Raw genomic sequence first — 21061 nt, forward strand, 5'->3', positions numbered from 1 at the left:
TAGTTCTTAAGGAAATTGTTATCTTTCAATCTTACTTTTGGGGTATAAAAAAGATCACTAATGCTTGAAAAAATAATTGCTTTCAGTTTAAAAAACAAACTCATTGTTTTACTATTTACCCTTGGAATTTTTGGATTTGGTCTCTTTTCTGTTTTCCAAATTTCGATCGGTGCAGTTCCAGATGTGACCAATAACCAAGTTCAGGTAATCACAACTTCTCGTAACCTTTCTACGCAAGATATTGAACAATTTATTACTTATCCTGTTGAAATTGAAATGGCTAATTTGCCTGGAGTAAAGGAAATTCGATCGATTTCTAAATTTGGTTTGTCTGTAGTCACCATTGTTTTTGATGAAAATTTAGGAACCTATCTTCCAAGACAACTTATTGCTGAGAAAATCAAAACCGCTTCTGAGAAAATTCCGCAAGGTTTTGGAACACCAGAAATGGGTCCAATTACCACCGGACTTGGTGAAATTTACCAATATACATTAGAAGTAAAACCAGAATTTAAAAACAATTATTCCGTAACAGATTTACGCACCATTCAGGATTGGGTGGTAAAACGTCAGTTATCTGGAATTAAAGGTGTTGTAGAAATTAATACTTGGGGTGGATTTTTAAAACAATATGAAATTGCAATTAGTCCATCGAGTTTAAAAGCGATGCACATCACTACCTCGGATGTTTTCAACGCTTTGGAAAAAAACAACAGTATTGCTGGTGGAGCCTACATCGAGAAAGTAAATCAAAGTTATTTTATCAGAGGTGAAGGTAAAGTTAATTCACTAGAAGATATTGGAAATATTGTAGTTCAAAACAATAATGGTCTGCCTGTTTATATTAAAAATGTAGCGCAGATTCGTTTTGGTCATGCCAATCGTTTTGGTGCGATCACGGGCAATGGCGAAGGTGAAAAAGTTTTGGGACAAGTCATGATGCTCAAAGGAGGAAACTCTAAACAAGTTATTGATGATGTGAAGAATAGAGTTGCCGAAATCCAAAAATCACTGCCTGAAGGGGTTTACATAAACGGATTTTTAGAACGAAGTGAATTAGTAGGAAAAACAACGTTCACCGTTGCCGAAAACTTGATTTTGGGATGCTTAATCGTAATTTTTGTTGTGGTGCTATTGCTAGGAAACTGGCGTTCGGGCTTGGTTGTTGCTTCTGTCATTCCGTTATGTTTGTTGTTTGCCATTTCGTTTATGAATATATTTGCTATCGATGCCAATTTGATGAGTTTAGGTGCGATAGATTTTGGAATTATCATCGATGGCGCTGTAATTATTGTCGAATTTATTGCGTTTCAAATTGCTAGTAAATCTGCTCATTTAGGGAATCTTAGTAAGGAAGAACGCCAGCTAGAGATTGACCAAATCACTTATAAAAGCGCTTCCAAAATGATGAATTCGGCTATTTTTGGCCAGTTGATTATTCTGATAGTTTTTATTCCAATTCTATCCTTATCCGGAATCGAAGGTAAAATGTTTAAACCAATGGCAATGACGTTTAGTTTTGCTTTGTTAGGCGCCATGATTTTTTGTTTTACCTACGTTCCCGTCGTTTCTTCTTTGTTTTTAAAACCAAAAGAGGAAAATCCAAACTCCTTATCCAGCAGGTTAATCCGTAAGTTGAATTCATGGTATTTACCTATTATTACTTGGGCTATAGCCAATACCAAAAAAGTTTTATATGGCTCGTTAAGCTTATTAGTGCTGGCAGCGGGTCTTTTTGCAACCATGGGAGGAGAATTTATTCCAACATTAGATGAGGGTGATTTTGTGATTCAGCCCGTTTTAAAAACAGGAACGTCATTGACTAAGACGATTGCAATAACTACAAAAATTGAAAAAATAATCCTTAAAAATTTTCCAGAAGTTACTCAGGTTGTGAGTAGAATTGGTGCTGCCGAAGTACCTACTGACCCCATGTCTATGGAAGAAAGCGATGTCATTGTGAAATTGAAACCCAAATCAGAATGGACTTCGGCTTCCACCAAAGATGAATTGGCAGATAAAATAAAAGAAGCTTTGGAAGCGCAAATTCCAAATATGGAAATCGAATTTACGCAGCCGATAGAAATGCGTTTCAACGAATTAATTTCGGGAACGCGATCTGATGTGGCAGTTAAAGTTTTTGGCGAAGACTTGGATGTTTTGGCACAAAAAGCACACGAAATAAAAAATGCAATTGCAAAAGTAGACGGTGCTTCGGATATTATCATCGAAAAGACAGAAGGCTTGCCACAAATGTCCGTAGTTTATGATCGTTCTAAAATTGCCCGTTATGGGTTGAGTATTGCCGATTTGAACGAAATGATTGCACTTGGCTTTGCCGGAAAAACCGTTGGAACTGTTTTCGAAGGCGAAAAACGTTTTGATATGGTTGTGCGTTTGGATCAAACAAACCGACGAGATATTGAAGATTTGCGAAATTTATACGTTCCAACTCTTAACGGTGAACAAATTCCTTTGCGCGAGTTGGCTTCGATCGAATATACTGAAGGTCCTGCGAAAATTTCTAGAGATAATACCAATAGAAGAATTGTAGTGGGAATCAACGTAAGGAACCGAGATTTGCAAAGTGTAGTTACTGATATTCAGCAAATTGTTAAAAACAAAATCAAATTACCAGCAGGTTATTACGTGAAATATGGTGGACAATTTGAAAATTTACAAAGTGCCAAAGCCAGATTGATGATTGCAGTTCCTATCGCTTTATTTTTGATTTTTATCCTTTTGTATTTTGCATTTGGCTCGGTAAAAGAAGCGTTAATGGTCTATTCAGCTATTCCTTTGTCAGCAGTGGGTGGAATCTTGTTTTTATGGATACGTGATTTGCCGTTCAGTATTTCAGCGGGTGTTGGTTTTATTGCACTTTTCGGGATCGCAGTTTTAAACGGTATAGTGCTCATCGAACATTTTAAAGAACTCAAACATCAAGGAATGAAAGATATTGATGCTTTAATTTTGAAAGGAACTACAGATAGATTACGTCCGGTATTATTGACTGCAGCTGCTGCCGCACTAGGATTTTTACCGATGGCAATATCATCCTCTGCAGGAGCGGAGGTGCAACGACCTTTGGCAACGGTTGTCATTGGCGGATTGTTTACGGCAACTATTTTAACCATGATTGTATTGCCTATTTTATACAAAGTTTTTGAGGGTCAGTCTTTCAAAAAAGTAAAGTTTAAAAAGCATCAAAGCGCTACTTTTATCATTTTTTTACTGTTGAGTTCTTCATTGGCTTTTTCACAAAATACTAATCCAGAATTGGATAGTTTGATGTCGAAAGCAATCCAAAATAATAAAGGAATTAAAGCGGCTCAATTGCAAGTCGAGAAGGCTAAAGCCAATATCAAATCGGCCAATACCTTTGATAAAACCAATATTTATTACAGTTACGATCAAAATAATTTGGCACTGAATGAACTGCCCTTGCGTGTTTTTGGCGTTCAACAACGATTTGCTTTCCCAACGGTTTATGGGGCGCAGAAAAAAGTATTTTCATCTGAATATGAAAAGGAAAAAGCAAATTTTGAAATTCAGAAAAACAAACTTTCTTTGGCTGTAGCCAAATCCTATCAGCACATTGTTTATTTGCAACATCAAGAAAAACTCTATCAGTATTTGGACAGTTTGTATCAAAATTTCTCGAAAGCTAGTGACAGACGTTTTGAATTAGGAGAAACAAATTATCTAGAAAAAATTACGGCTCAAGCCAAGTTTAGGCAAATAAGAACCAAGCTTTCGCAAATTGAGAATGACAAAAAAGCACAATACGAACTGTTGCAGTCCTTACTTCAAACCGATGAAACTATTGTGGTAAAAAGTAATAAAATCACACCGTTAGCGTCTTCTATGGATGAAACAAGTAAAATACTATATACTGCTTATTTAGAAAGTATTACTTCTAATTACAAAAACCAAATTATGTTGCAAAAACAACATTGGCTACCGGATATTAACGTGGATTATTTTCAAGGTAGAAATAATGGATTATCGCAGTCATTGTATGGCTTTCAAGTGGGAGTTGCTGTACCTATTTTATTCTCAGGACAAGTTGCAAAAAGTAAAGTAGTACAACTTGAATTGCAAAGTTGGGAACAACAAAAACAAAATGAAACCACAAAAATAGAGAAGTACATCACTCAAAAAAAGAATGAATTAGCAAAACATCAGGAGGCAATAAACTACTACAATCAATACGGTAAAAAATTATCGGATGAGATTATAAAGGTGGGAAACAACAGCTACAAACATGGTGAAATTGATTTCTTTCAATACATCCAAAGTCTAGAAAATGCCACAACCATTCAAGTAGATTATTTAGACACTATTTTGCAATTCAACCAAACCCAATTAGATTTACAATACCTCAATTTTTAAAATTTTACCAATGAAAAACGTACTCTATATAATTACTTTATCTCTTTTTTTATTTTCTTGCAAAGAAGCTAAAACAGAAGAAACAGAACCAAAAGATAACGGTTTAATTACAGTATCTGAAACTCAATTCAAAACCTCGGGAATGGAGATTTCGAGTCCAACAGAACAGGATTTTGATGTTACAGTAAAAGCATCAGGAAAAATTGACGTGCCGCCGCAAAACCGAGCTAAAGTGAATACTTTTATGGGCGGTTACGTAAAATCGACAACGCTTTTGGTTGGAAATAGAGTCACAAAAGGACAAGCTTTGTTGACTTTGCAAAACACCGAATTTCTGGATATTCAAAAAGAGTATATGGAAGTAGCGGAGCAACTAAATTTCTTGAAATCAGAATACGACCGCCAAAAAACCTTATACGATGAGAAAATTACTTCTCAAAAAAACTACTTAAAGGCCGAAAGCGAGTATAAAAGAGCCAAAGCAATGCATCAAAGTTTACGTGCCAAATTACTGCTTTTAAACATTAATCCTAAAAATGTGGAGAGAGGAATTTTGACTTCAACTATCACCATTTTTTCTCCAATAACGGGTGATATTGTGATTATGAATGCCAATGTAGGTATGTATGTAGCACCTTCGGATGTGATTTTAGAAATTGTTGATACGGATCACTTGCATTTAGAATTAGCCGTTTTTGAAAAAGATATTTTGAATGTGAAAATTGGACAAAAAATACAGTTTAAAGTTCCCGAAGCATCCAAAGATGTTTTTAATGCCGAAGTACATTTAGTAGGAAAATCAATTGAAGGAAATGACAGAACGATTAATATTCACGGACATTTAGACAATGCTATAAAACAAAAACTGTTGACAGGCATGTTTGTAGAATCTGAAATAATTATCGATTCTAAAAAAGGATTAGCGATTCCTGCTGAAGCATTGGTGACAGAAAACAATAAAAATTTTGTACTTTTAGTCAAGAATGAAAAAAACGGGTATTCGTTCCAGAAAGTAAGTGTTACTGTTGGTTCGAAGTCTGAAAAGTTTGTCGAAATACTGCCAAACACAGCAATATCTGCTTCTTCAAGACTATTAACAAAAGGAGTTTTTGATTTGGTTAATTAATAAAAAATGAAATAATGGACTTGAATAAACTTAAAGATCAATTGCAAACAGAGGTTGATACGGCCTTTTTGTATGATAGTATTGCTGCCATTCAGTCTGACGAAAATCTTTCGAGAGTTTTACTTAGTTTAGGCGAAATCGAGAAAGGACATGCAAAACACATGTTAGATAAAGTTCGTACCATAGAACCAAATTTTAACACGCCTTTGCCATCTGGTAGAGCAAAATTTCAATTGAAGTTGGGTAAAATTTTTGGATACAGTTCCATAATTAGCTCCTTATCCTCAATTGAAAAACAGTTTGCCGAAAATTCGGTTCGAAATAAAATTAAAACGGGTGAAAAACCAACTGGTTTTGAGCACAATCATCTAAATATCATTGAAGCTGTAAATAATAATGCTGCTCTAAATGTTTCTGGGGGGCTGTTGTCTAAATTTGAAAGCAGGCATAAATCCGTTGGAGGAAATGCCTTGCGAGCGGCAGTTTTAGGTTCTAATGATGGATTGGTTTCTAATATGAGTTTGGTCATGGGAGTTGCAGGAGCAGCCGTTTCTAATGATACGATATTGCTAACCGGAATTGCAGGACTTTTGGCCGGTGCGATATCAATGGCACTAGGCGAATGGCTTTCGGTACAAAGTTCCAGAGAATTAAACCAGCGTCAAATTGATTTAGAAACCGAAGAATTAGAAGCTTCTCCCGAAGAAGAGAAAAAAGAATTGGTTTTATTGTATCAAGCCAAAGGAATGAGTGCAGTCGAAGCACAAAAATTGGCTGACAAAGCTTTTGAAAATCCACAAACAGCGATTGATGCCATCATTACCGAGGAATTAGGAATTGATAAAGAAGAATTAGGAGGATCAGCCTGGGAAGCAGCAACAGCATCGTTTGTGCTTTTTGCAATTGGAGCGATTATTCCGTTATATCCTTTTATGTTTTTAGACGGAAAAAATGCAATTTTACTGAGTGTCGGAAGCAGTGTTATAGGGCTTTTTGGAATAGGAGCAGCCATCACTTTATTGACAGGAAAAAGCATTTTATTCTCGGGATTCAGACAAGTGGCTTTCGGTTTATTAGCAGCAGCAGTTACCTACGGAATCGGTTCCTTAATTGGCGTTTCCTTAGCAGGATAAAATTCTAAAAAAATTAAATATCACTAACGAATACTAACTTAAACTATAAAATTATGAATGATGCACACTTACATCTAGTTGTAAACCATTTTCCTATTATTGGAACAATCCTTGGACTTGGGATTTTAATCGCTGGAATAGTACTCAAGAATAAATCGGTACAAAACACCGCTTATGTATTATTTGTAATTGCAGCTGTTTTTGGCTTTTTTAGCATGTCTACCGGTGAAGGAGCAGAGGAAATGGTGGAAGATTTCCCAGGAATAGGAAAAGCAATTATTCATGAACATGAGGAAATGGCTGAAAAATTAGCAATTGTTTTATATGCGCTAGCAATTACATCATTGTTTGGCCTTTATTCTAATTTGAAAAACAAGCCAAAAGCAAATCTAGTTTCTTATATCGCGACAGTTGTTGCAATCATCGCTGTGTTTTTTGCACAACAAACGGGCACAACAGGAGGCGAAGTTCGACATACTGAAATAAGAACTCAAAGTGCTGCTGCGGACAGTAGCACAGAGAAAATTGCTCCTACAAATGAGGACGAAAAGGAATAAAAAAAATATTTTAACAAAAAAGAAACATTTAGTTAAAGTATTAATTGCTTTTTAATAAAAAAAGAATCTATCTTTGCTAAGAAAAATAAAAGCACATGTTTACAATACAATTACATCATCATCATTTTCATTATTGCTCTCAAGCGATGTGTTAATGGTATGCATGTAAATCATCATATTTAAAAACCCGTTTGAGTACATCAAACGGGTTTTTTATTACCTCACATTGTACTCAAACATTATCATTCTAAAAAAAACAAAAAAATGAGTACATTAAAAATTGCAATTCAAAAATCAGGTCGTTTAAACGAAGACAGCATTCAAATTCTAAAAGATGCTGGTATCTCTATTGATAACGGAATCGACCAATTAAAAGCCGAAGCCTCTAACTTTCCTCTTGAAGTTCTCTATTTAAGAAATTCGGATATCCCACAATATTTAATGGATGGCGTAGTAGATATTGCTATTGTTGGAGATAATTTATTGGTTGAAAAAGGCGGAAATATTGAAGTCATTCAAAAATTAGGGTTTTCAAAATGCAAAGTATCTGTTGCTGTACCTAAATCTTTTCAATACACATCTGTCAAAGATCTTGATGGAATGCGCATTGCTACATCGTATCCTAAAACGGTACTAGATTTCTTTAATTCAAAAGGTGTTACGGTTGACATTCACCAAATTTCGGGTTCGGTTGAAATTGCACCAAACATTGGTCTTGCTGATGCTATTGTAGATATTGTATCAAGCGGAAGTACCTTATTTAAAAATAATTTAAAAGAGGTTGAAGTAATTTTCAAGAGTGAAGCGGTGTTGGCTGTTTCGCCAAAAGTAAGTCCAGAATCTCAAAAAATTATCGACACGTTGAAATTCAGAATCGAGTCGGTTTTAAGAGCTAGAAAATCAAAATACATATTGATGAACGTTCCTAATGATAAAATTGAGGCAGTTGGTAAAATTCTTCCAGTTTTACGCAGCTTAACCGTTTTACCATTGGCGCAAGAAGGTTGGAGCAGTGTACACTCTGTAATTGATAAAGATACTTTTTGGGATGTTATCGATCAGTTGAAAGAGGCTGGAGCCGAAGGAATTTTGGTTTGTCCAATTGAGAAAATGGTACTATAGCCACTTTAAAGTAAAACGTATTTAAGTAAAAATTCATTGCGAACTTTGCGAAAACCTTTGTGAACTTTGCGGTAAAAAACAATACAATGAACAAAATATACAATCCAAAACCAGAAACGTGGTCTAGTATTTTAGAACGACCTACAAAAACGGTAGATGATATTGAAGCTACTGTAAAAGAAATTTTCAAAGAGGTACAGAAAAAAGGGGATGAGGCTGTGGCCAAATATACATGGCTTTTTGATGGCGTTGCAGTAGATACAATGATTGTTTCTGAAGCTGAAATTCAAGAGGCCATCGCTGCAGTACCGCAAGAGTTAAAAGAAGCAATTGCTTTGGCAAAGTCTAATATTACGGCCTTTCACCGTGCTCAAAAAACAGAGCGTGTGGCTGTTGAGACCGTAACAGGAGTTGCATGCTGGCAAGAAAAAAGACCTATTCAAAAAGTAGGTTTATATATTCCGGGTGGAACAGCGCCTTTGTTTTCGACTGTTTTGATGCTTGCCGTTCCTGCTGAAATTGCGGGTTGTAATGAGATTGTTTTGTGTTCACCACCCGATAAAGGAGGTAAAATTAATCCTGCTATTTTATTTTCGGCCAATTTATGTGGAGTAACTAAAATCATGAAAGTGGGCGGAATTCAAGCTATTGCAGGTTTAACTTTTGGTACAGAAAGTATTCCTAAAGTGTACAAAATTTTTGGACCAGGAAATCAATTTGTAACGGTAGCCAAACAATTGGCAACACAATTTGGAGTTGCTATTGATATGCCAGCAGGCCCCTCAGAATTATTGATTGTTGCTGATGATACTGCCGTTCCTGCTTTTGTAGCGTCGGATTTATTGTCGCAAGCAGAGCATGGAGCAGATAGTCAGGTGATTTTAGTTTCGACATCAAAAAAATTAATCGAGGCTGTTGCTGATGAAGTTGCTACTCAAATTGAGGCTTTGCCAAGAAAAGCCATTGCTGAGAAAGCCATTGCTAACTCCAAATTAATTTTTGTCGAAAATGATCAAATTGCTTTAGATTTAATCAACGAATACGGTCCTGAACACTTTATTGTATGCACCGCCAACGATGATTTTTATATTGACAAAATAGAAAATGCGGGTTCGGTTTTTATAGGAAACTATACTCCTGAGAGTGCAGGCGATTATGCCTCGGGAACCAATCACACCTTACCAACGAATGGTTATGCCAAGAATTACAGTGGTGTAAACTTAGATAGTTTTATGAAAACGATGACTTTTCAAAAAATTAACGAACAAGGAATTCAAGCCATCGGAAAGGCAATTGAAATTATGGCTGATGCCGAAGGATTACAAGCACACAAAAACGCAGTTACATTACGATTAAAAGCACTTGAAAATGGAAAATAAGTTCGATATTACTAATTTAGTTCGGGAGAATGTAAAAAACATGAAACCGTATTCATCTGCTCGTGATGAGTTTGAAGACTTTGATACAGCCGAAATGATTTTTTTGGATGCCAATGAAAATCCGTTTGAAAATGGCGTAAATAGATATCCAGATCCTCAACAAATGCGTGTAAAACGCCTTTTAGCGAAACAACGTCGTGTGCAAACGAATCAGATTGTATTAGGAAATGGTAGTGATGAAATTTTAGATTTACTTTTCAGAGCATTTTGTGAACCAAATACTGATAACGTGATTACTTTGCCTCCAACGTATGGCATGTACGGCGTTTTATCTAATTTGAATGCCATTGAGAATAGAGAAGTTTTACTTTCGGAAGATTTTCAGCCAGAGATTGAAAAAATCATGGAAGCGGTTGACGCCAATACCAAAATGATCTTTTTATGTTCGCCAAATAACCCTACGGGAAATTCCTTTTTGGATGAAAGTGTAGCGTATCTTTTGCAAAACTTTAAAGGACTCGTTGTTATTGACGAAGCGTATATTGACTTTTCTAAAAAAGAAAGTTGGATCAATGAATTGGATGAATATCCTAATTTGATTATTACACAAACGCTATCTAAAGCTTATGGATTGGCGGGAATCCGTTTAGGAATTTGTTATGCTTCTAGCGCGGTTACTACGATCTTAAACCGAATTAAACCTCCTTATAATGTAAACGAATTATCGCAAAATAGAGCGGTAGCAAGACTTGAAGATCAGCAAGCTATTACAGGTGAAATTGAGTTAATTATATCACAAAGAGAACTTTTAATTGAAGCTTTATCAGAAGTGAGTTATGTGGAAAAAATTCATCCTACGGAAGCCAATTTTGTTTTGGTTAAAGTGGATGATGCCAATAAAAGATATGCTGAGTTAATTGTAAAAGGAATTGTAATTCGAAACAGAACTACACAAGCACTTTGTGAAAACACATTGCGTTTGACAGTAGGAACTGAAGAAGAAAATAAAAAATTAATTGAGGTGTTAAAACAACTTTAAACCTTAAACTTTAAACTTTTTTTAATGAAAAAAATACTTTTTATAGATCGTGATGGAACGATGGTTTTGGAACCTCATGACTACCAATTAGACAGTTTTGAAAAATTAGAATTTTACCCAAATGCTTTTCAATATTTAGGTAAAATTGCCAAAGAATTAGATTTTGAACTAGTAATGGTAACCAATCAAGATGGTTTAGGAACGGCTTCTCATCCCGAAGAGAATTTTTGGCCCGTGCATAACTTGGTGATGAAAGCTTTTGAAAATGAAGGGGTTGTTTTTAGTGACGTTTTAATTGATAAAACGTTTCCACATGAAAATGCCCCTACACGCAAGCCAGCAACAGGTTTATTGACTAAATATATCAATAGTTCTGACTATGATTTAGCAAACTCATTTGTAATTGGAGACCGCATTACTGATGTGGAATTAGCGAAAAACTTGGGTGCAAAAGGGATTTTCATTAATACAGATGAAGCTTTAGGAAGTGACGAAATAGCTTCAAAAAGAGAAGAATTAGACTCGGTTATAGCGCTTCAAACCACGGATTGGAAAACGATTTATGAGTTTTTAAAATTAGAAGAACGTTCAGCAACCATTTCAAGAAAGACGAATGAAACTGATATTTACATCAATTTGAACCTTGATGGAACTGGAAAGAGTAAAATTGAAACCGGAATAGCGTTTTTTGATCACATGCTAGACCAAATTGCGCGTCACGGTCAAATGGACTTGGAAATCCTAGTACAAGGTGATCTAGAAGTAGATGAACACCACACTATTGAAGATACTGCTATTGCGCTTGGAGAAGTTTTTGGAAAGGCATTGGGTAATAAATTGGGTATAGAACGTTATGGTTTTTGTTTGCCAATGGACGATTGTTTAGCTCAAGTGGCTATCGATTTTGGAGGTAGAAATTGGCTGGTTTGGGAAACCGAATTCAACCGAGAAATGGTGGGTAAAATGCCAACCGAAATGTTCTTTCACTTTTTTAAATCGTTCTCAGATGGTGCCAAAGCCAATATTAACATCAAGGCTGAAGGTACTAATGAGCACCACAAGATTGAAGCGATTTTTAAAGCTTTTGCAAAAGCGATAAAAGTAGCTGTGAAACGGGATACAGAAAAAATGATTTTACCAAGTACGAAGGGTATGCTTTAAAATTGTTTCAAGTTTAAAGTTTCAGGTTGACTTGAGCAACTTTAAACGTTAAACTTGAAACTTGAAACAAAAGTCAAATGAAAATAGTAATTATAAACTACGGAGCCGGGAATATTCAAAGCATTATGTTTGCCATAGAACGCCTGGGTTTTACAGCAGTGCTTAGTAACGATTGGAAGGAAATAAAAGCAGCAGATAAGGTTATTTTTCCTGGTGTTGGCGAAGCAAGTTCTGCAATGAAAATGCTGATCGATAGTGGTCTTGATGTATTGATTCCAACCCTGAAACAACCTGTTCTAGGGATTTGTTTGGGGATGCAATTGATGTGTAACAAATCAGAAGAAGGAAACACTGCTGGTTTGGAAATTTTTGATGTAGATGTGGTTAAATTCACTTCAAAAGTAAAAGTGCCGCAAATGGGCTGGAATCAAATTTATAATTTGAAATCAGATTTGTTCATAGGAATTTCTGAAAAGGAGTACATGTATTTGGTACATAGTTTTTATGCGCCAAATTGCCCCGATGCGATTGCTACTACAAATTATGAAGTAGAATATGCCTCAGCATTGAAGAAAAATAATTTTTACGGAACACAATTTCACCCAGAGAAAAGCGGTGATATTGGTGAACAAATTTTAGGGAATTTCTTAAAATTATAAGATTGAAAAATTAGTGAGTCAAATATTTCTTTGACCAATAGCGTTAATCTTTAAATAATTCAATTATTAAATCTTTAAATTAACAAAAATGAGAATAATACCAGCAATAGACATCATCGACGGGAAATGTGTCCGTTTGTCCAAAGGAGATTACAATACCAAAATTATTTACAACGAAAACCCGCTTGAAGTTGCTAAAGAATTTGAAGCGCACGGAATTGAATATTTACATTTGGTGGATTTAGATGGTGCAAAATCAAGCCAAATTGTGAATTATAAAATATTAGAACAAATTGCAACACAAACAAGTCTAAAAATTGATTTTGGCGGTGGTTTAAAAGCAGATTCCGATTTGAAAATTGCATTTGAAAGTGGTGCAAATCAAATTACTGGCGGCAGTATTGCTGTGAAAAATAGAGAATTATTCGGAAAATGGATTGCAGAGTACGGTGCGGATAAAATTATTTTGGGAGCAGATGCTAATAATGAAAAAGTAGCTGTTTCAGGCTGGTTAGAAGATTCAAATGAAGATTTGATTCCCTTTATTCAAGACTATCAAAACAAAGGAATTCAGTACGTAATTTGTACTGATATTGCCAAAGATGGTATGCTAGAAGGACCATCATTTGATTTGTATGCGAAGATTTTGAATGAAAATAAAAGTTTAAAATTGATCGCTTCAGGAGGAATTTCTACTTTTGATGAATTACCTAGATTAGCGGAATTAGGTTGCGAAGGAACGATCATAGGTAAAGCTATTTACGAAGGACGAATCTCATTGAAACAATTGGAACAATACATATTAAACAAATAGATTATTTCGCGAAGGCACAGAAAGAAAATAGAAAGATTCACTAAAAATTTTGTGTGTCTCTGTGCTACCTTCGTGAATCTCTGTGTAACAACAAAAAATATGCTTACAAAAAGAATAATCCCTTGTCTTGACATAAAAAACGGAAGAACCGTAAAAGGTGTCAATTTTGTAGACTTACGTGATGCCGGCGATCCGGTTGAATTAGCCAAAATATATTCGGATGAAGGAGCTGATGAATTGGTTTTTCTAGACATTTCGGCAACCGAAGAAAGAAGAAAAACCTTAATTGATTTGGTTCGAAAAGTAGCTGCAACTATTAATATTCCATTTACAGTTGGTGGCGGAATTTCCTCTGTTAAGGATGTTGATGTTTTATTGCAAAATGGTGCAGATAAGGTTTCGATAAATTCATCAGCTGTTAAAAATCCGGAGTTGATTAATGATTTGGCACAAAAATTTGGAAGCCAATGTGTTGTGGTTGCAATTGATGCTAAGCAAATTGACGGTCAATGGATTGTACATTTAGTGGGCGGAAAAGTGCCTACTGAACTGAATTTATTTGATTGGGCAAAGGAAGTGGAGCAACGTGGCGCAGGTGAAATACTATTCACCTCGATGGATAATGACGGAACTAAAAATGGTTTTGCGAATGAGGCTTTGGCCAAACTTTCGGAACTAGTTAATATTCCAATTATTGCATCCGGTGGTGCAGGAAATATTCAGCATTTTGTAGATTCATTCCTAGAAGGGAAAGCCGATGCAGCCTTAGCAGCAAGTGTATTTCATTTTAAAGAAATTGAAATCAAAACATTGAAAGAAGCTCTCAAAAACAATAATATTGAAGTACGAATTTAAATTAAGGCATAAGTTTTAAGTATTAATTATGCAGTATTGAGTATTAAGTATGAATTATGAAGTATTAGGTATTAAGTATAGAGTTGCTTATTTAGCTTTAAATACTATACTTATAACTTTGAATTTAATACAAAGCACTTAAGACTTACAACTTAATAATCATAATCTAAACCTTAAAACTTACAACTTATTACTTACTACTTAATACTTACACCTTAATACTTAAAAAAAATGAACATAGATTTCTCAAAAAATACAGACGGATTAATTCCAGCCATTATACAAGATAGCGATACGAAAGCCGTTTTGATGTTAGGGTACATGAATGAAGAAGCATATCGTAAAACTATCGAAACACAAAAAGTAACCTTTTTTAGCCGTTCTAAACAAAGGCTTTGGACAAAAGGTGAGGAGAGTGGCAACTTTTTAAACTTAGTTGATATAAAAAATGACTGCGATGGCGATACTTTATTGATTCAAGCAAAGCCAGTTGGCCCAACATGTCATACAGGTGCTGATACTTGCTGGCAAACAGTGAACAAAGCCGATTATGGTTTTATTTCACACCTAGAGCAAACTATTGAAACCCGTAGAGAAAAAGCTGACTCTGAAAAAAGTTATGTTGCTTCTTTATTTCAATTAGGAATCAATAAAATTGCACAAAAAGTTGGTGAAGAAGCAATAGAAGTAGTTATTGAAGCCAAAGATGATAATGATGATTTGTTCTTGAGTGAAAGTGCTGATTTATTGTTTCATTATTTGATTTTACTTCAAGCCAAAGGATTCAAATTGAATGATGTTATTGAAGTACTAAAAAGTCGCCAAAAATAATTTAATAAATTTTGAAACTTGTACCCCCAATAGAAGAATACAAGTCTATTGGGTTATTAGTACGTAAACTAGTCTAAAAGTAGAGAAATCACCTCAAGACAATACATCATCAAACCGCAAAGATGATTTAGCAGGCAATAATACTGAAGTGAATTCATTAACAGAGTTATATAGTTATTGAAGGATTATAATACGGTCTTGTTACTCCTACGTATCAATTAATTTTGGCTAAATTTTCACGTTTGTGAATTATTATAGTGTAAAAATCTTATTTTTTAACATTTATATTTAGTAAGTTTGTGCTTTATAAAATCAATTTTTTTTTAAAATATAAATATTTACTTATGCACCTATCGGTATTTAAAAACAGTAAAATAGTCATTTTAGCAGTATTTTCAGCCATCACTGTTTCACATTCCTCTGCACAAGAAAAACCAACTGTAGCTAAAAGTCAATTTAAGATAAATGTGTTGCTTCCAGGTTTTGTGTACGAGCACGGACTGAGTTCAAAAAACACGTTGTATTCAGAAATCAGTTCAGGATACGGATATACCTCAAATACGTTTGGAAATACTTCGAGATTTTATCCTTTTATAAATACTCAGATTAGGCATTATTATAATTTAGATAAAAGGGTATCCAAAAATAAAACAATCAAAAAAAATACAGGTAGCTTTGTTGCTTTTGAAGCTAGTTATCACTTCAAATCAATAAATACGAATAAAAATTTTCTTCAATCAGATGCTTCATTAATTGCAGGACCAGTATGGGGATTTCAGAGAACATATAATAAAAATTTTAACCTCGATTTGAACGCAGGTATTGCGTATAATTTTAAAAAAGCTGATTCGAATGTGATACCAATTATTAATTTCACGCTTGGATGGGTAATTGGTAAATAATATAAATCACAAAAAAAGCTCTTAAATAGAGCTTTTTTTGTGAAATAAAGAAAAAGGTTTAATCTTCTTGATTCAGTGAAATCACTTTTATTTCATCTTCGTTTTCGTTTTCTATTTCAAAAAAACTAAAAATAGAACCGCCATAACTTTTCTGAAACGAAAAATGCATCATATGATCGAGCTTTGTATATTTAGAATGTTCAATAATCATCATGCCATCTTCGTTGAGTAATTCTTTCTCAAAAACTAACATGACTAATCGTTCGAATGTTTTTTGGTCTAAACCATAAGGGGGATCTGCAAAAATAATATCATATGATGTCTTGCATTTTTCTAAATAAGAAAACACATCACTTTTTGTAGCAGCTATATTGAAATCGTATTCGGCTGCAACTTGTTTGATAAATTTTACGCAACCAAAGTCACCATCAACAGAAGTTATTGGAGTACTACCACGAGAAGCAAACTCATAACTTATGTTTCCAGTCCCTGCAAATAAATCTAATATTTTGAGGTCTTCAAAGCTGAAATGATTGTTTAAAACATTGAATAAAGCTTCTTTGGACATGTCTGTTGTAGGTCGAACAGGTAGGCCTTTTGGAGGTGAAATTCTCCTTCCTTTATATTTTCCGGATATGATTCTCATGAGTTAAAAAGTATGTAATGGGCTCTGTTTTCGGCAACAGAAAAATAATTGTTCCAACGTAAATCTTCCACATCTATGAGTGATACGTTTCGAATGTATTTGTAAACAATAGTGTAAAAATCACTTTCTATATCTATCTTTCCAATGAATTCTAATGCAAAATATTCAGGATTCATCCCTAACTGTTCTGCTGTAAAAAGTATATAATAAATTAAATCCTCGGATGTTTTATAATCAAATGAATTGAAAAATATCAGTTTTTGATTTTCTATAACTACTATTTCAAAATGACCTGTATTAAGGTGAACAAACATTTTTTTATGGTACTTATCTTTTGTTAACTCTAATAATTTAGAGACCAAAATACTGTGTGCATGCTTGTATGTAAAGGATCCAAAATGATCTATAAAAAAGTTATTGATATTTACATACGGAATATAAACCGTATTCATTTGGAAGTTTTCTAATGTATCAAATGTGAAATAATCAGTTTCAAAAACTTTAGTATTGTATTGTAAGTAACTCCCCAATGCTTCTTCATTAAAAAATAAAGTAGGAACAAAAGTTGCTAAATTATTGTTATGAATGACAAGAATTTCGTCGTATTTTTCAGATAATTCTAAATGTTTTTTGAAAGCATTTTCAAATAAATCTTCAATCTTTGTTGTTTTAGGAAAAGCATCAAAATAAACTTCATTAAAAGAAGAAACCGTATCATTTAAGGTATCAAAACAACAAAAAGAAAGTCCAGTCAAGGAAACTTGAACAGATAATTTTTTATAATTTTTTTCGATTACATCCATGAAAACTCATATTTTTTAACATCGCAAACTTACAAATTTAATCAGTAATAAGTATCCAAATGTAAAGGAAATGGTGTTGATTTCAAATAATATATTTTAACTTTATAAACCACATGAGGGCTTGATTTTAGTAACAAAAAAAACGCCTCTGATTGAGGCGTTTAGAATATAAATTTAATAAAAAACTATTGTTTTTGCTTTTTCATTTCTTTTTCAATCATTTCATAAAATTGATCAATTTTTGGAAGAACAACAATTCTCGTTCTACGGTTTCTTGATTTATTTTCTGGAGTATCATTAGCAACAAGTGGTATGTACGAACTTCTACCAGCGGCTATCAATTGTTCTGGTTTTACACCAAGTTGATTTGTAAGTACGCGTATAATTGAGGTGGAACGTTTTACACTTAAATCCCAGTTGTCAAGTAAGACTCCAGTCCCATTATAAGGTACATTATCTGTATGACCTTCAACCATACACTCAAAATCTGGTTTGTCATTTACAACCTTAGCTACTTTGGCAAGTACTCCTTTGGCTTGATCTGTTACATCATAGCTTCCGCTTTTAAATAATAATTTATCTGCAATAGAAATAAATACCACCCCTTTTTCAACATTTATTTCAATATCTGGATCAGATATTCCTACTGAACTTTTTAAACTAGTAACAAGTGCAAGAGTTACACTATCTTTTTTAGTTAAAGCATCTTGCATTCTGCTTATTTTTAAATCTTTCTCTTTGATTGATTCTAGTGCTTTTTCAATATTTTCGGCTCCTTTTGTAGATAAAACGGTCATGTCTTTAGAAACACTAATCAGGCCTTGATTTTGTTCTTTTAAAGTTGCGGCAGTTGCGGCAAGTCCTGCTTTTTCCTCTAAACAAGAATTGAGCTTTACAGTGGCAGTATTTAGAAGGTCTTGTGTCTCTTTATTTTTTGCCGCTAAATCAGCATATTTCTTTTTAGAAACACATGACGTCATAAGGGCTAAAATAGTTAAGGTTAATGCTATTTTTTTCATAGATAATTTTTTTTTGTTACTCAAACAAATTTAGTTTAAAGGTGTTAAGTTTTGTTTATAATTCTCATAAATTTTACCAAAAAACGTGCCGTTTTTCAATGAAATAATGATAAACAATACTTTTTTTATTATAATAGCTTTTTAATTGTACTGTATCGCGTTTTGCAAAATTTGTTCTAAATAGTGCATAAAACGCCGCATGAGCTTTAAGTATGGCTAAAAAATGTTTTCCTTTTCCTTGAGATAAAAATTTAAGTCCAGCAATTCCGTCAAGTATCATTCTTGTAAATAGAATTGGAAACAATTGATTTTTAGGTAAATTCTTTGTTAGCATCAATAAGGAGTTCCTAAAATTCAAAAACGTTTTTAAGGGGTTTCCTTGTTGTAAAGTAGCACCGCCTACATGATAGACTACTGATTTATAGCAATATTTAATTGAATATCCTTTATTTATGGCTCGCCAACATAAATCTATTTCTTCTTGATGAGCAAAAAAATCTCCATCAAAGCCTCCGAGTTCTTGATAAATAGCACTTCGTATAAAAAAACAAGCTCCAGAAGCCCAAAACAACTTTGTTTCATCATCGTATTGTCCTAAATCTTTTTCTAAAGTTTCAAATATTCTTCCGCGGCAAAAAGGGTATCCGTACTTGTCTATAAAACCTCCAGCTGCTCCGGCATATTCAAAATATTCTTTATTTTTGAAATCTAGTATTTTGGGTTGGATAATGGCCGTATTTGGTTCGATTTCAAAGGTTTTTGAAATAGGTTGCAACCAATTTTCGGTTACTTCAATATCAGAATTGATTAGCGCATACACATCAGCATTCACATGTTGAAGTGCTTCGTTATAGCCTTTCGCAAACCCAAAATTACCAGAATTTTGAATAATCACAACCTCAGGATAATTTTGTTTTAAAAAAGCAATTGAGGTATCTGTAGAAGCATTATCTGCAACATAGATAGTAGCTTCTTTTGAAAATTGTACTACTGAGGGTAAAAATTGTTCTAATAATTTGGTTCCATTCCAATTAAGGATAACAACGGCTATTTTCATGGTGTAATAATGTGCTAAAGTGGCCCGTAGTTGGGTAAATCTTTCAGAAATTGATATTTTTCATTTTCAAAATCCATTTGGCAAAAGTAGTGATTCAATCCATTTGTTACCATCAAAAAGTTGGCTTGTAGTGTCATATTATAACGTGCTATTTGGTCAAATGTAACTTGTGCTATTTGAATTTGAGGAGCTTTACATTCTATAAGGATATTAATTGTACCGTCAGTATTGTAAACAACAACATCGTACCTTTTGCGTAAGCCATTGACTTTTAAAACTTTTTCAACATTTATTAAAGAAAGTGGGTATTTTTTTTGTTCCAATAAAAACCGAACTACATGCTGTCTAACCCATTCTTCGGGAGTAAGTATTATGAATTTTTTACGAACAACATCAAATATAGCTGCTTTATTTTCGCTATTTTTGAACCGAAAAGTGTAGTGTGGAAAATTTAGAATTTGCATGGTGCAAAAGTATTAAATAAGTTTAAAAAGTAAAGTTTAAAGATGCATTCTTAATAAACATTCTTTGCCCTTGAGAACTTGAATTAAATTGAAATGGACGAAGTCATAAAAATTGTAAATGATATAAAAAGCGGTTCCATAAAACCCATTTACCTTTTAATGGGTGAGGAGTCTTATTATATTGACAAACTCTCAGATTTTATTGAAGAAAAAGTATTATCTGAAGAAGAAAAAGGATTCAATCAAACCGTTTTATACGGACGAGATGTAACTGTTGAAGATGTGATTGCTACTGCAAAGCGATATCCTATGATGGCGGACCGCCAAGTTGTAATTGTAAAAGAAGCTCAAGATTTAAATCGAACATTTGATAAATTTGAAGCTTATGCAGATAACCCAATGCCTTCAACCGTTTTAGTGCTGTGTTATAAATACAAAACAGTTGATAAACGAAAAAAAGTAACCAAACTTATTGCAAAAAACGGATTGGTTTTCGAGAGTAAAAAATTATATGAAAACCAAGTAGGCGATTGGATTAAGCGTGTACTCTCTGGTAAAAAATACATGATAGAGCCTAAAGCTGCAGCAATGCTTGTAGAGTTTTTAGGTACTGATTTGAGTAAAATAAACAATGAATTAGAAAAATTACAAATTATTTTACCTGTGGGTAGTACAATAACACCCCAACATATTGAGGATAATATTGGTTTTAGTAAAGATTATAATGTGTTTGAACTTAGAAAAGCACTTGGAGAGCGCAATCAGTTGAAAGCATATAAAATAGCTGAAAACTTCGCTCAAAACCCAAAGGAAAACCCTATGGTGGTGACCACTAGTTTAATATTTGGATTTTTTATACAACTTTTAAAATATCATGGTTTAAAGGATAGAAACCCAAAAAATGTGGCAGCCGTAATAGGTGTGAACCCATTTTTTATGAAAGAATACGATGTTGCTTTGAAAAATTATCCAATGAAAAAAGTGAGCCAAATAGTTGGAGCACTTCGAGATATTGACGTGAAAAGTAAAGGAGTAGGTGCAAATGCAATTTCACAATCGGATTTATTACGAGAGATGCTTTTTAAAATATTCAATTAAA

At 33.8% G+C, this 21061-nt stretch carries 19 protein-coding genes; 14 read left to right on the plus strand and 5 right to left on the minus strand.

Going from position 1 to position 21061, the window contains the following annotated elements; genetic code table 11:
* The first annotated feature begins 60 nt into the window (after positions 1 to 60).
* The 13 genes from FJV36_RS10005 (at position 61) to FJV36_RS10065 (ending at position 15973) form a co-directional block, all read left to right on the plus strand.
* A complete protein-coding gene (locus FJV36_RS10005) occupies positions 61 to 4395 on the plus strand; it encodes a CusA/CzcA family heavy metal efflux RND transporter (protein ID WP_158729802.1) in 4335 nt (1444 codons plus the stop codon).
* Positions 4396 to 4405: 10 nt separating this feature from the next.
* The gene (locus FJV36_RS10010) at positions 4406 to 5521 is read left to right on the plus strand and encodes an efflux RND transporter periplasmic adaptor subunit (protein ID WP_158729801.1); all 1116 of its coding nucleotides are present in this window, start codon (positions 4406 to 4408) and stop codon (positions 5519 to 5521) included.
* A gap of 14 nt (positions 5522 to 5535) precedes the next feature.
* Positions 5536 to 6654 carry a VIT1/CCC1 transporter family protein gene (locus tag FJV36_RS10015; protein ID WP_158729800.1) on the plus strand — a complete coding sequence of 373 codons (1119 nt, stop codon included), beginning with the start codon at positions 5536 to 5538 and terminating at the stop codon, positions 6652 to 6654.
* Positions 6655 to 6707: 53 nt separating this feature from the next.
* Positions 6708 to 7211 (plus strand): hypothetical protein, encoded by a 504-nt coding sequence (locus tag FJV36_RS10020; protein WP_233264601.1) that lies wholly within the window; start codon positions 6708 to 6710, stop codon positions 7209 to 7211.
* A 264-nt stretch (positions 7212 to 7475) separates the two neighbouring features.
* Positions 7476 to 8333, plus strand: a complete 858-nt coding sequence (hisG, locus tag FJV36_RS10025; RefSeq protein WP_158729799.1) for an ATP phosphoribosyltransferase — start codon at positions 7476 to 7478, stop codon at positions 8331 to 8333.
* 86 nt (positions 8334 to 8419) lie between these two features.
* A complete protein-coding gene (gene hisD, locus FJV36_RS10030; RefSeq protein WP_158729798.1) occupies positions 8420 to 9712 on the plus strand; it encodes a histidinol dehydrogenase in 1293 nt (430 codons plus the stop codon).
* On the plus strand, positions 9702 to 10751 hold the full coding sequence (gene hisC, locus FJV36_RS10035; protein WP_158729797.1) for a histidinol-phosphate transaminase: 1050 nt from the start codon (positions 9702 to 9704) through the stop codon (positions 10749 to 10751). The genes hisD and hisC overlap by 11 nt, the downstream gene beginning before the upstream one ends.
* Positions 10752 to 10775: 24 nt before the next feature.
* A complete protein-coding gene (hisB, locus tag FJV36_RS10040) occupies positions 10776 to 11912 on the plus strand; it encodes a bifunctional histidinol-phosphatase/imidazoleglycerol-phosphate dehydratase HisB (RefSeq protein ID WP_158729796.1) in 1137 nt (378 codons plus the stop codon).
* A 77-nt stretch (positions 11913 to 11989) separates the two neighbouring features.
* Entirely contained in the window at positions 11990 to 12571 is a 582-nt protein-coding gene (gene hisH, locus FJV36_RS10045) for an imidazole glycerol phosphate synthase subunit HisH (protein WP_158729795.1), read from the plus strand.
* A gap of 88 nt (positions 12572 to 12659) precedes the next feature.
* On the plus strand, positions 12660 to 13385 hold the full coding sequence (gene hisA, locus FJV36_RS10050; protein WP_158729794.1) for a 1-(5-phosphoribosyl)-5-[(5-phosphoribosylamino)methylideneamino]imidazole-4-carboxamide isomerase: 726 nt from the start codon (positions 12660 to 12662) through the stop codon (positions 13383 to 13385).
* A 99-nt stretch (positions 13386 to 13484) separates the two neighbouring features.
* A complete protein-coding gene (hisF, locus tag FJV36_RS10055; protein ID WP_158729793.1) occupies positions 13485 to 14240 on the plus strand; it encodes an imidazole glycerol phosphate synthase subunit HisF in 756 nt (251 codons plus the stop codon).
* Between the two features lie 231 nt (positions 14241 to 14471).
* On the plus strand, positions 14472 to 15071 hold the full coding sequence (gene hisIE, locus FJV36_RS10060; RefSeq protein ID WP_158729792.1) for a bifunctional phosphoribosyl-AMP cyclohydrolase/phosphoribosyl-ATP diphosphatase HisIE: 600 nt from the start codon (positions 14472 to 14474) through the stop codon (positions 15069 to 15071).
* Positions 15072 to 15415: 344 nt separating this feature from the next.
* The gene (locus FJV36_RS10065; RefSeq protein ID WP_158729791.1) at positions 15416 to 15973 is read left to right on the plus strand and encodes a hypothetical protein; all 558 of its coding nucleotides are present in this window, start codon (positions 15416 to 15418) and stop codon (positions 15971 to 15973) included.
* A gap of 58 nt (positions 15974 to 16031) precedes the next feature.
* On the opposite strand, the gene FJV36_RS10070 is transcribed toward FJV36_RS10065, so the two are convergent.
* From FJV36_RS10070 to FJV36_RS10090, 5 genes are all read right to left on the minus strand, one after another.
* A complete protein-coding gene (locus tag FJV36_RS10070; protein WP_158729790.1) occupies positions 16032 to 16619 on the minus strand; it encodes an RsmD family RNA methyltransferase in 588 nt (195 codons plus the stop codon).
* Positions 16616 to 17422: a DUF3822 family protein gene (locus FJV36_RS10075; RefSeq protein WP_158729789.1), complete on the minus strand. Its 807-nt coding sequence runs from the start codon at positions 17420 to 17422 to the stop codon at positions 16616 to 16618. The genes FJV36_RS10070 and FJV36_RS10075 overlap by 4 nt, the downstream gene beginning before the upstream one ends.
* 185 nt (positions 17423 to 17607) lie before the next feature.
* A complete protein-coding gene (locus tag FJV36_RS10080; protein ID WP_158729788.1) occupies positions 17608 to 18441 on the minus strand; it encodes an OmpA family protein in 834 nt (277 codons plus the stop codon).
* A gap of 73 nt (positions 18442 to 18514) precedes the next feature.
* Positions 18515 to 19498 (minus strand): glycosyltransferase family 2 protein, encoded by a 984-nt coding sequence (locus FJV36_RS10085; protein ID WP_158729787.1) that lies wholly within the window; start codon positions 19496 to 19498, stop codon positions 18515 to 18517.
* Positions 19499 to 19512: 14 nt separating this feature from the next.
* The gene (locus tag FJV36_RS10090) at positions 19513 to 19962 is read right to left on the minus strand and encodes a type I restriction enzyme HsdR N-terminal domain-containing protein (protein WP_158729786.1); all 450 of its coding nucleotides are present in this window, start codon (positions 19960 to 19962) and stop codon (positions 19513 to 19515) included.
* Between the two features lie 93 nt (positions 19963 to 20055).
* Here FJV36_RS10090 and holA point away from each other — a divergent pair, with 93 nt between their 5' ends.
* Positions 20056 to 21060 carry a DNA polymerase III subunit delta gene (gene holA / locus FJV36_RS10095; RefSeq protein WP_158981063.1) on the plus strand — a complete coding sequence of 335 codons (1005 nt, stop codon included), beginning with the start codon at positions 20056 to 20058 and terminating at the stop codon, positions 21058 to 21060.
* Position 21061 lies beyond the last annotated feature (1 nt).

It is taken from the genome of Flavobacterium sp. I-STPP5a, assembly GCF_009764685.1.
GTDB lineage: Bacteria > Bacteroidota > Bacteroidia > Flavobacteriales > Flavobacteriaceae > Flavobacterium.

What these genes read in the sequence shown, in the direction of transcription:
- FJV36_RS10005 (WP_158729802.1), top strand. Translation starts at nt 61, where the DNA reads ATGCTTGAAAAAATAATTGCTTTCAGTTTAAAAAACAAACTCATTGTT.
- FJV36_RS10010 (WP_158729801.1), top strand. Translation starts at nt 4,406, where the DNA reads ATGAAAAACGTACTCTATATAATTACTTTATCTCTTTTTTTATTTTCT.
- FJV36_RS10015 (WP_158729800.1), top strand. Translation starts at nt 5,536, where the DNA reads ATGGACTTGAATAAACTTAAAGATCAATTGCAAACAGAGGTTGATACG.
- FJV36_RS10020 (WP_233264601.1), top strand. Translation starts at nt 6,708, where the DNA reads ATGAATGATGCACACTTACATCTAGTTGTAAACCATTTTCCTATTATT.
- hisG (WP_158729799.1), top strand. Translation starts at nt 7,476, where the DNA reads ATGAGTACATTAAAAATTGCAATTCAAAAATCAGGTCGTTTAAACGAA.
- hisD (WP_158729798.1), top strand. Translation starts at nt 8,420, where the DNA reads ATGAACAAAATATACAATCCAAAACCAGAAACGTGGTCTAGTATTTTA.
- hisC (WP_158729797.1), top strand. Translation starts at nt 9,702, where the DNA reads ATGGAAAATAAGTTCGATATTACTAATTTAGTTCGGGAGAATGTAAAA.
- hisB (WP_158729796.1), top strand. Translation starts at nt 10,776, where the DNA reads ATGAAAAAAATACTTTTTATAGATCGTGATGGAACGATGGTTTTGGAA.
- hisH (WP_158729795.1), top strand. Translation starts at nt 11,990, where the DNA reads ATGAAAATAGTAATTATAAACTACGGAGCCGGGAATATTCAAAGCATT.
- hisA (WP_158729794.1), top strand. Translation starts at nt 12,660, where the DNA reads ATGAGAATAATACCAGCAATAGACATCATCGACGGGAAATGTGTCCGT.
- hisF (WP_158729793.1), top strand. Translation starts at nt 13,485, where the DNA reads ATGCTTACAAAAAGAATAATCCCTTGTCTTGACATAAAAAACGGAAGA.
- hisIE (WP_158729792.1), top strand. Translation starts at nt 14,472, where the DNA reads ATGAACATAGATTTCTCAAAAAATACAGACGGATTAATTCCAGCCATT.
- FJV36_RS10065 (WP_158729791.1), top strand. Translation starts at nt 15,416, where the DNA reads ATGCACCTATCGGTATTTAAAAACAGTAAAATAGTCATTTTAGCAGTA.
- FJV36_RS10070 (WP_158729790.1), bottom strand. Translation starts at nt 16,619, where the DNA reads ATGAGAATCATATCCGGAAAATATAAAGGAAGGAGAATTTCACCTCCA.
- FJV36_RS10075 (WP_158729789.1), bottom strand. Translation starts at nt 17,422, where the DNA reads ATGGATGTAATCGAAAAAAATTATAAAAAATTATCTGTTCAAGTTTCC.
- FJV36_RS10080 (WP_158729788.1), bottom strand. Translation starts at nt 18,441, where the DNA reads ATGAAAAAAATAGCATTAACCTTAACTATTTTAGCCCTTATGACGTCA.
- FJV36_RS10085 (WP_158729787.1), bottom strand. Translation starts at nt 19,498, where the DNA reads ATGAAAATAGCCGTTGTTATCCTTAATTGGAATGGAACCAAATTATTA.
- FJV36_RS10090 (WP_158729786.1), bottom strand. Translation starts at nt 19,962, where the DNA reads ATGCAAATTCTAAATTTTCCACACTACACTTTTCGGTTCAAAAATAGC.
- holA (WP_158981063.1), top strand. Translation starts at nt 20,056, where the DNA reads ATGGACGAAGTCATAAAAATTGTAAATGATATAAAAAGCGGTTCCATA.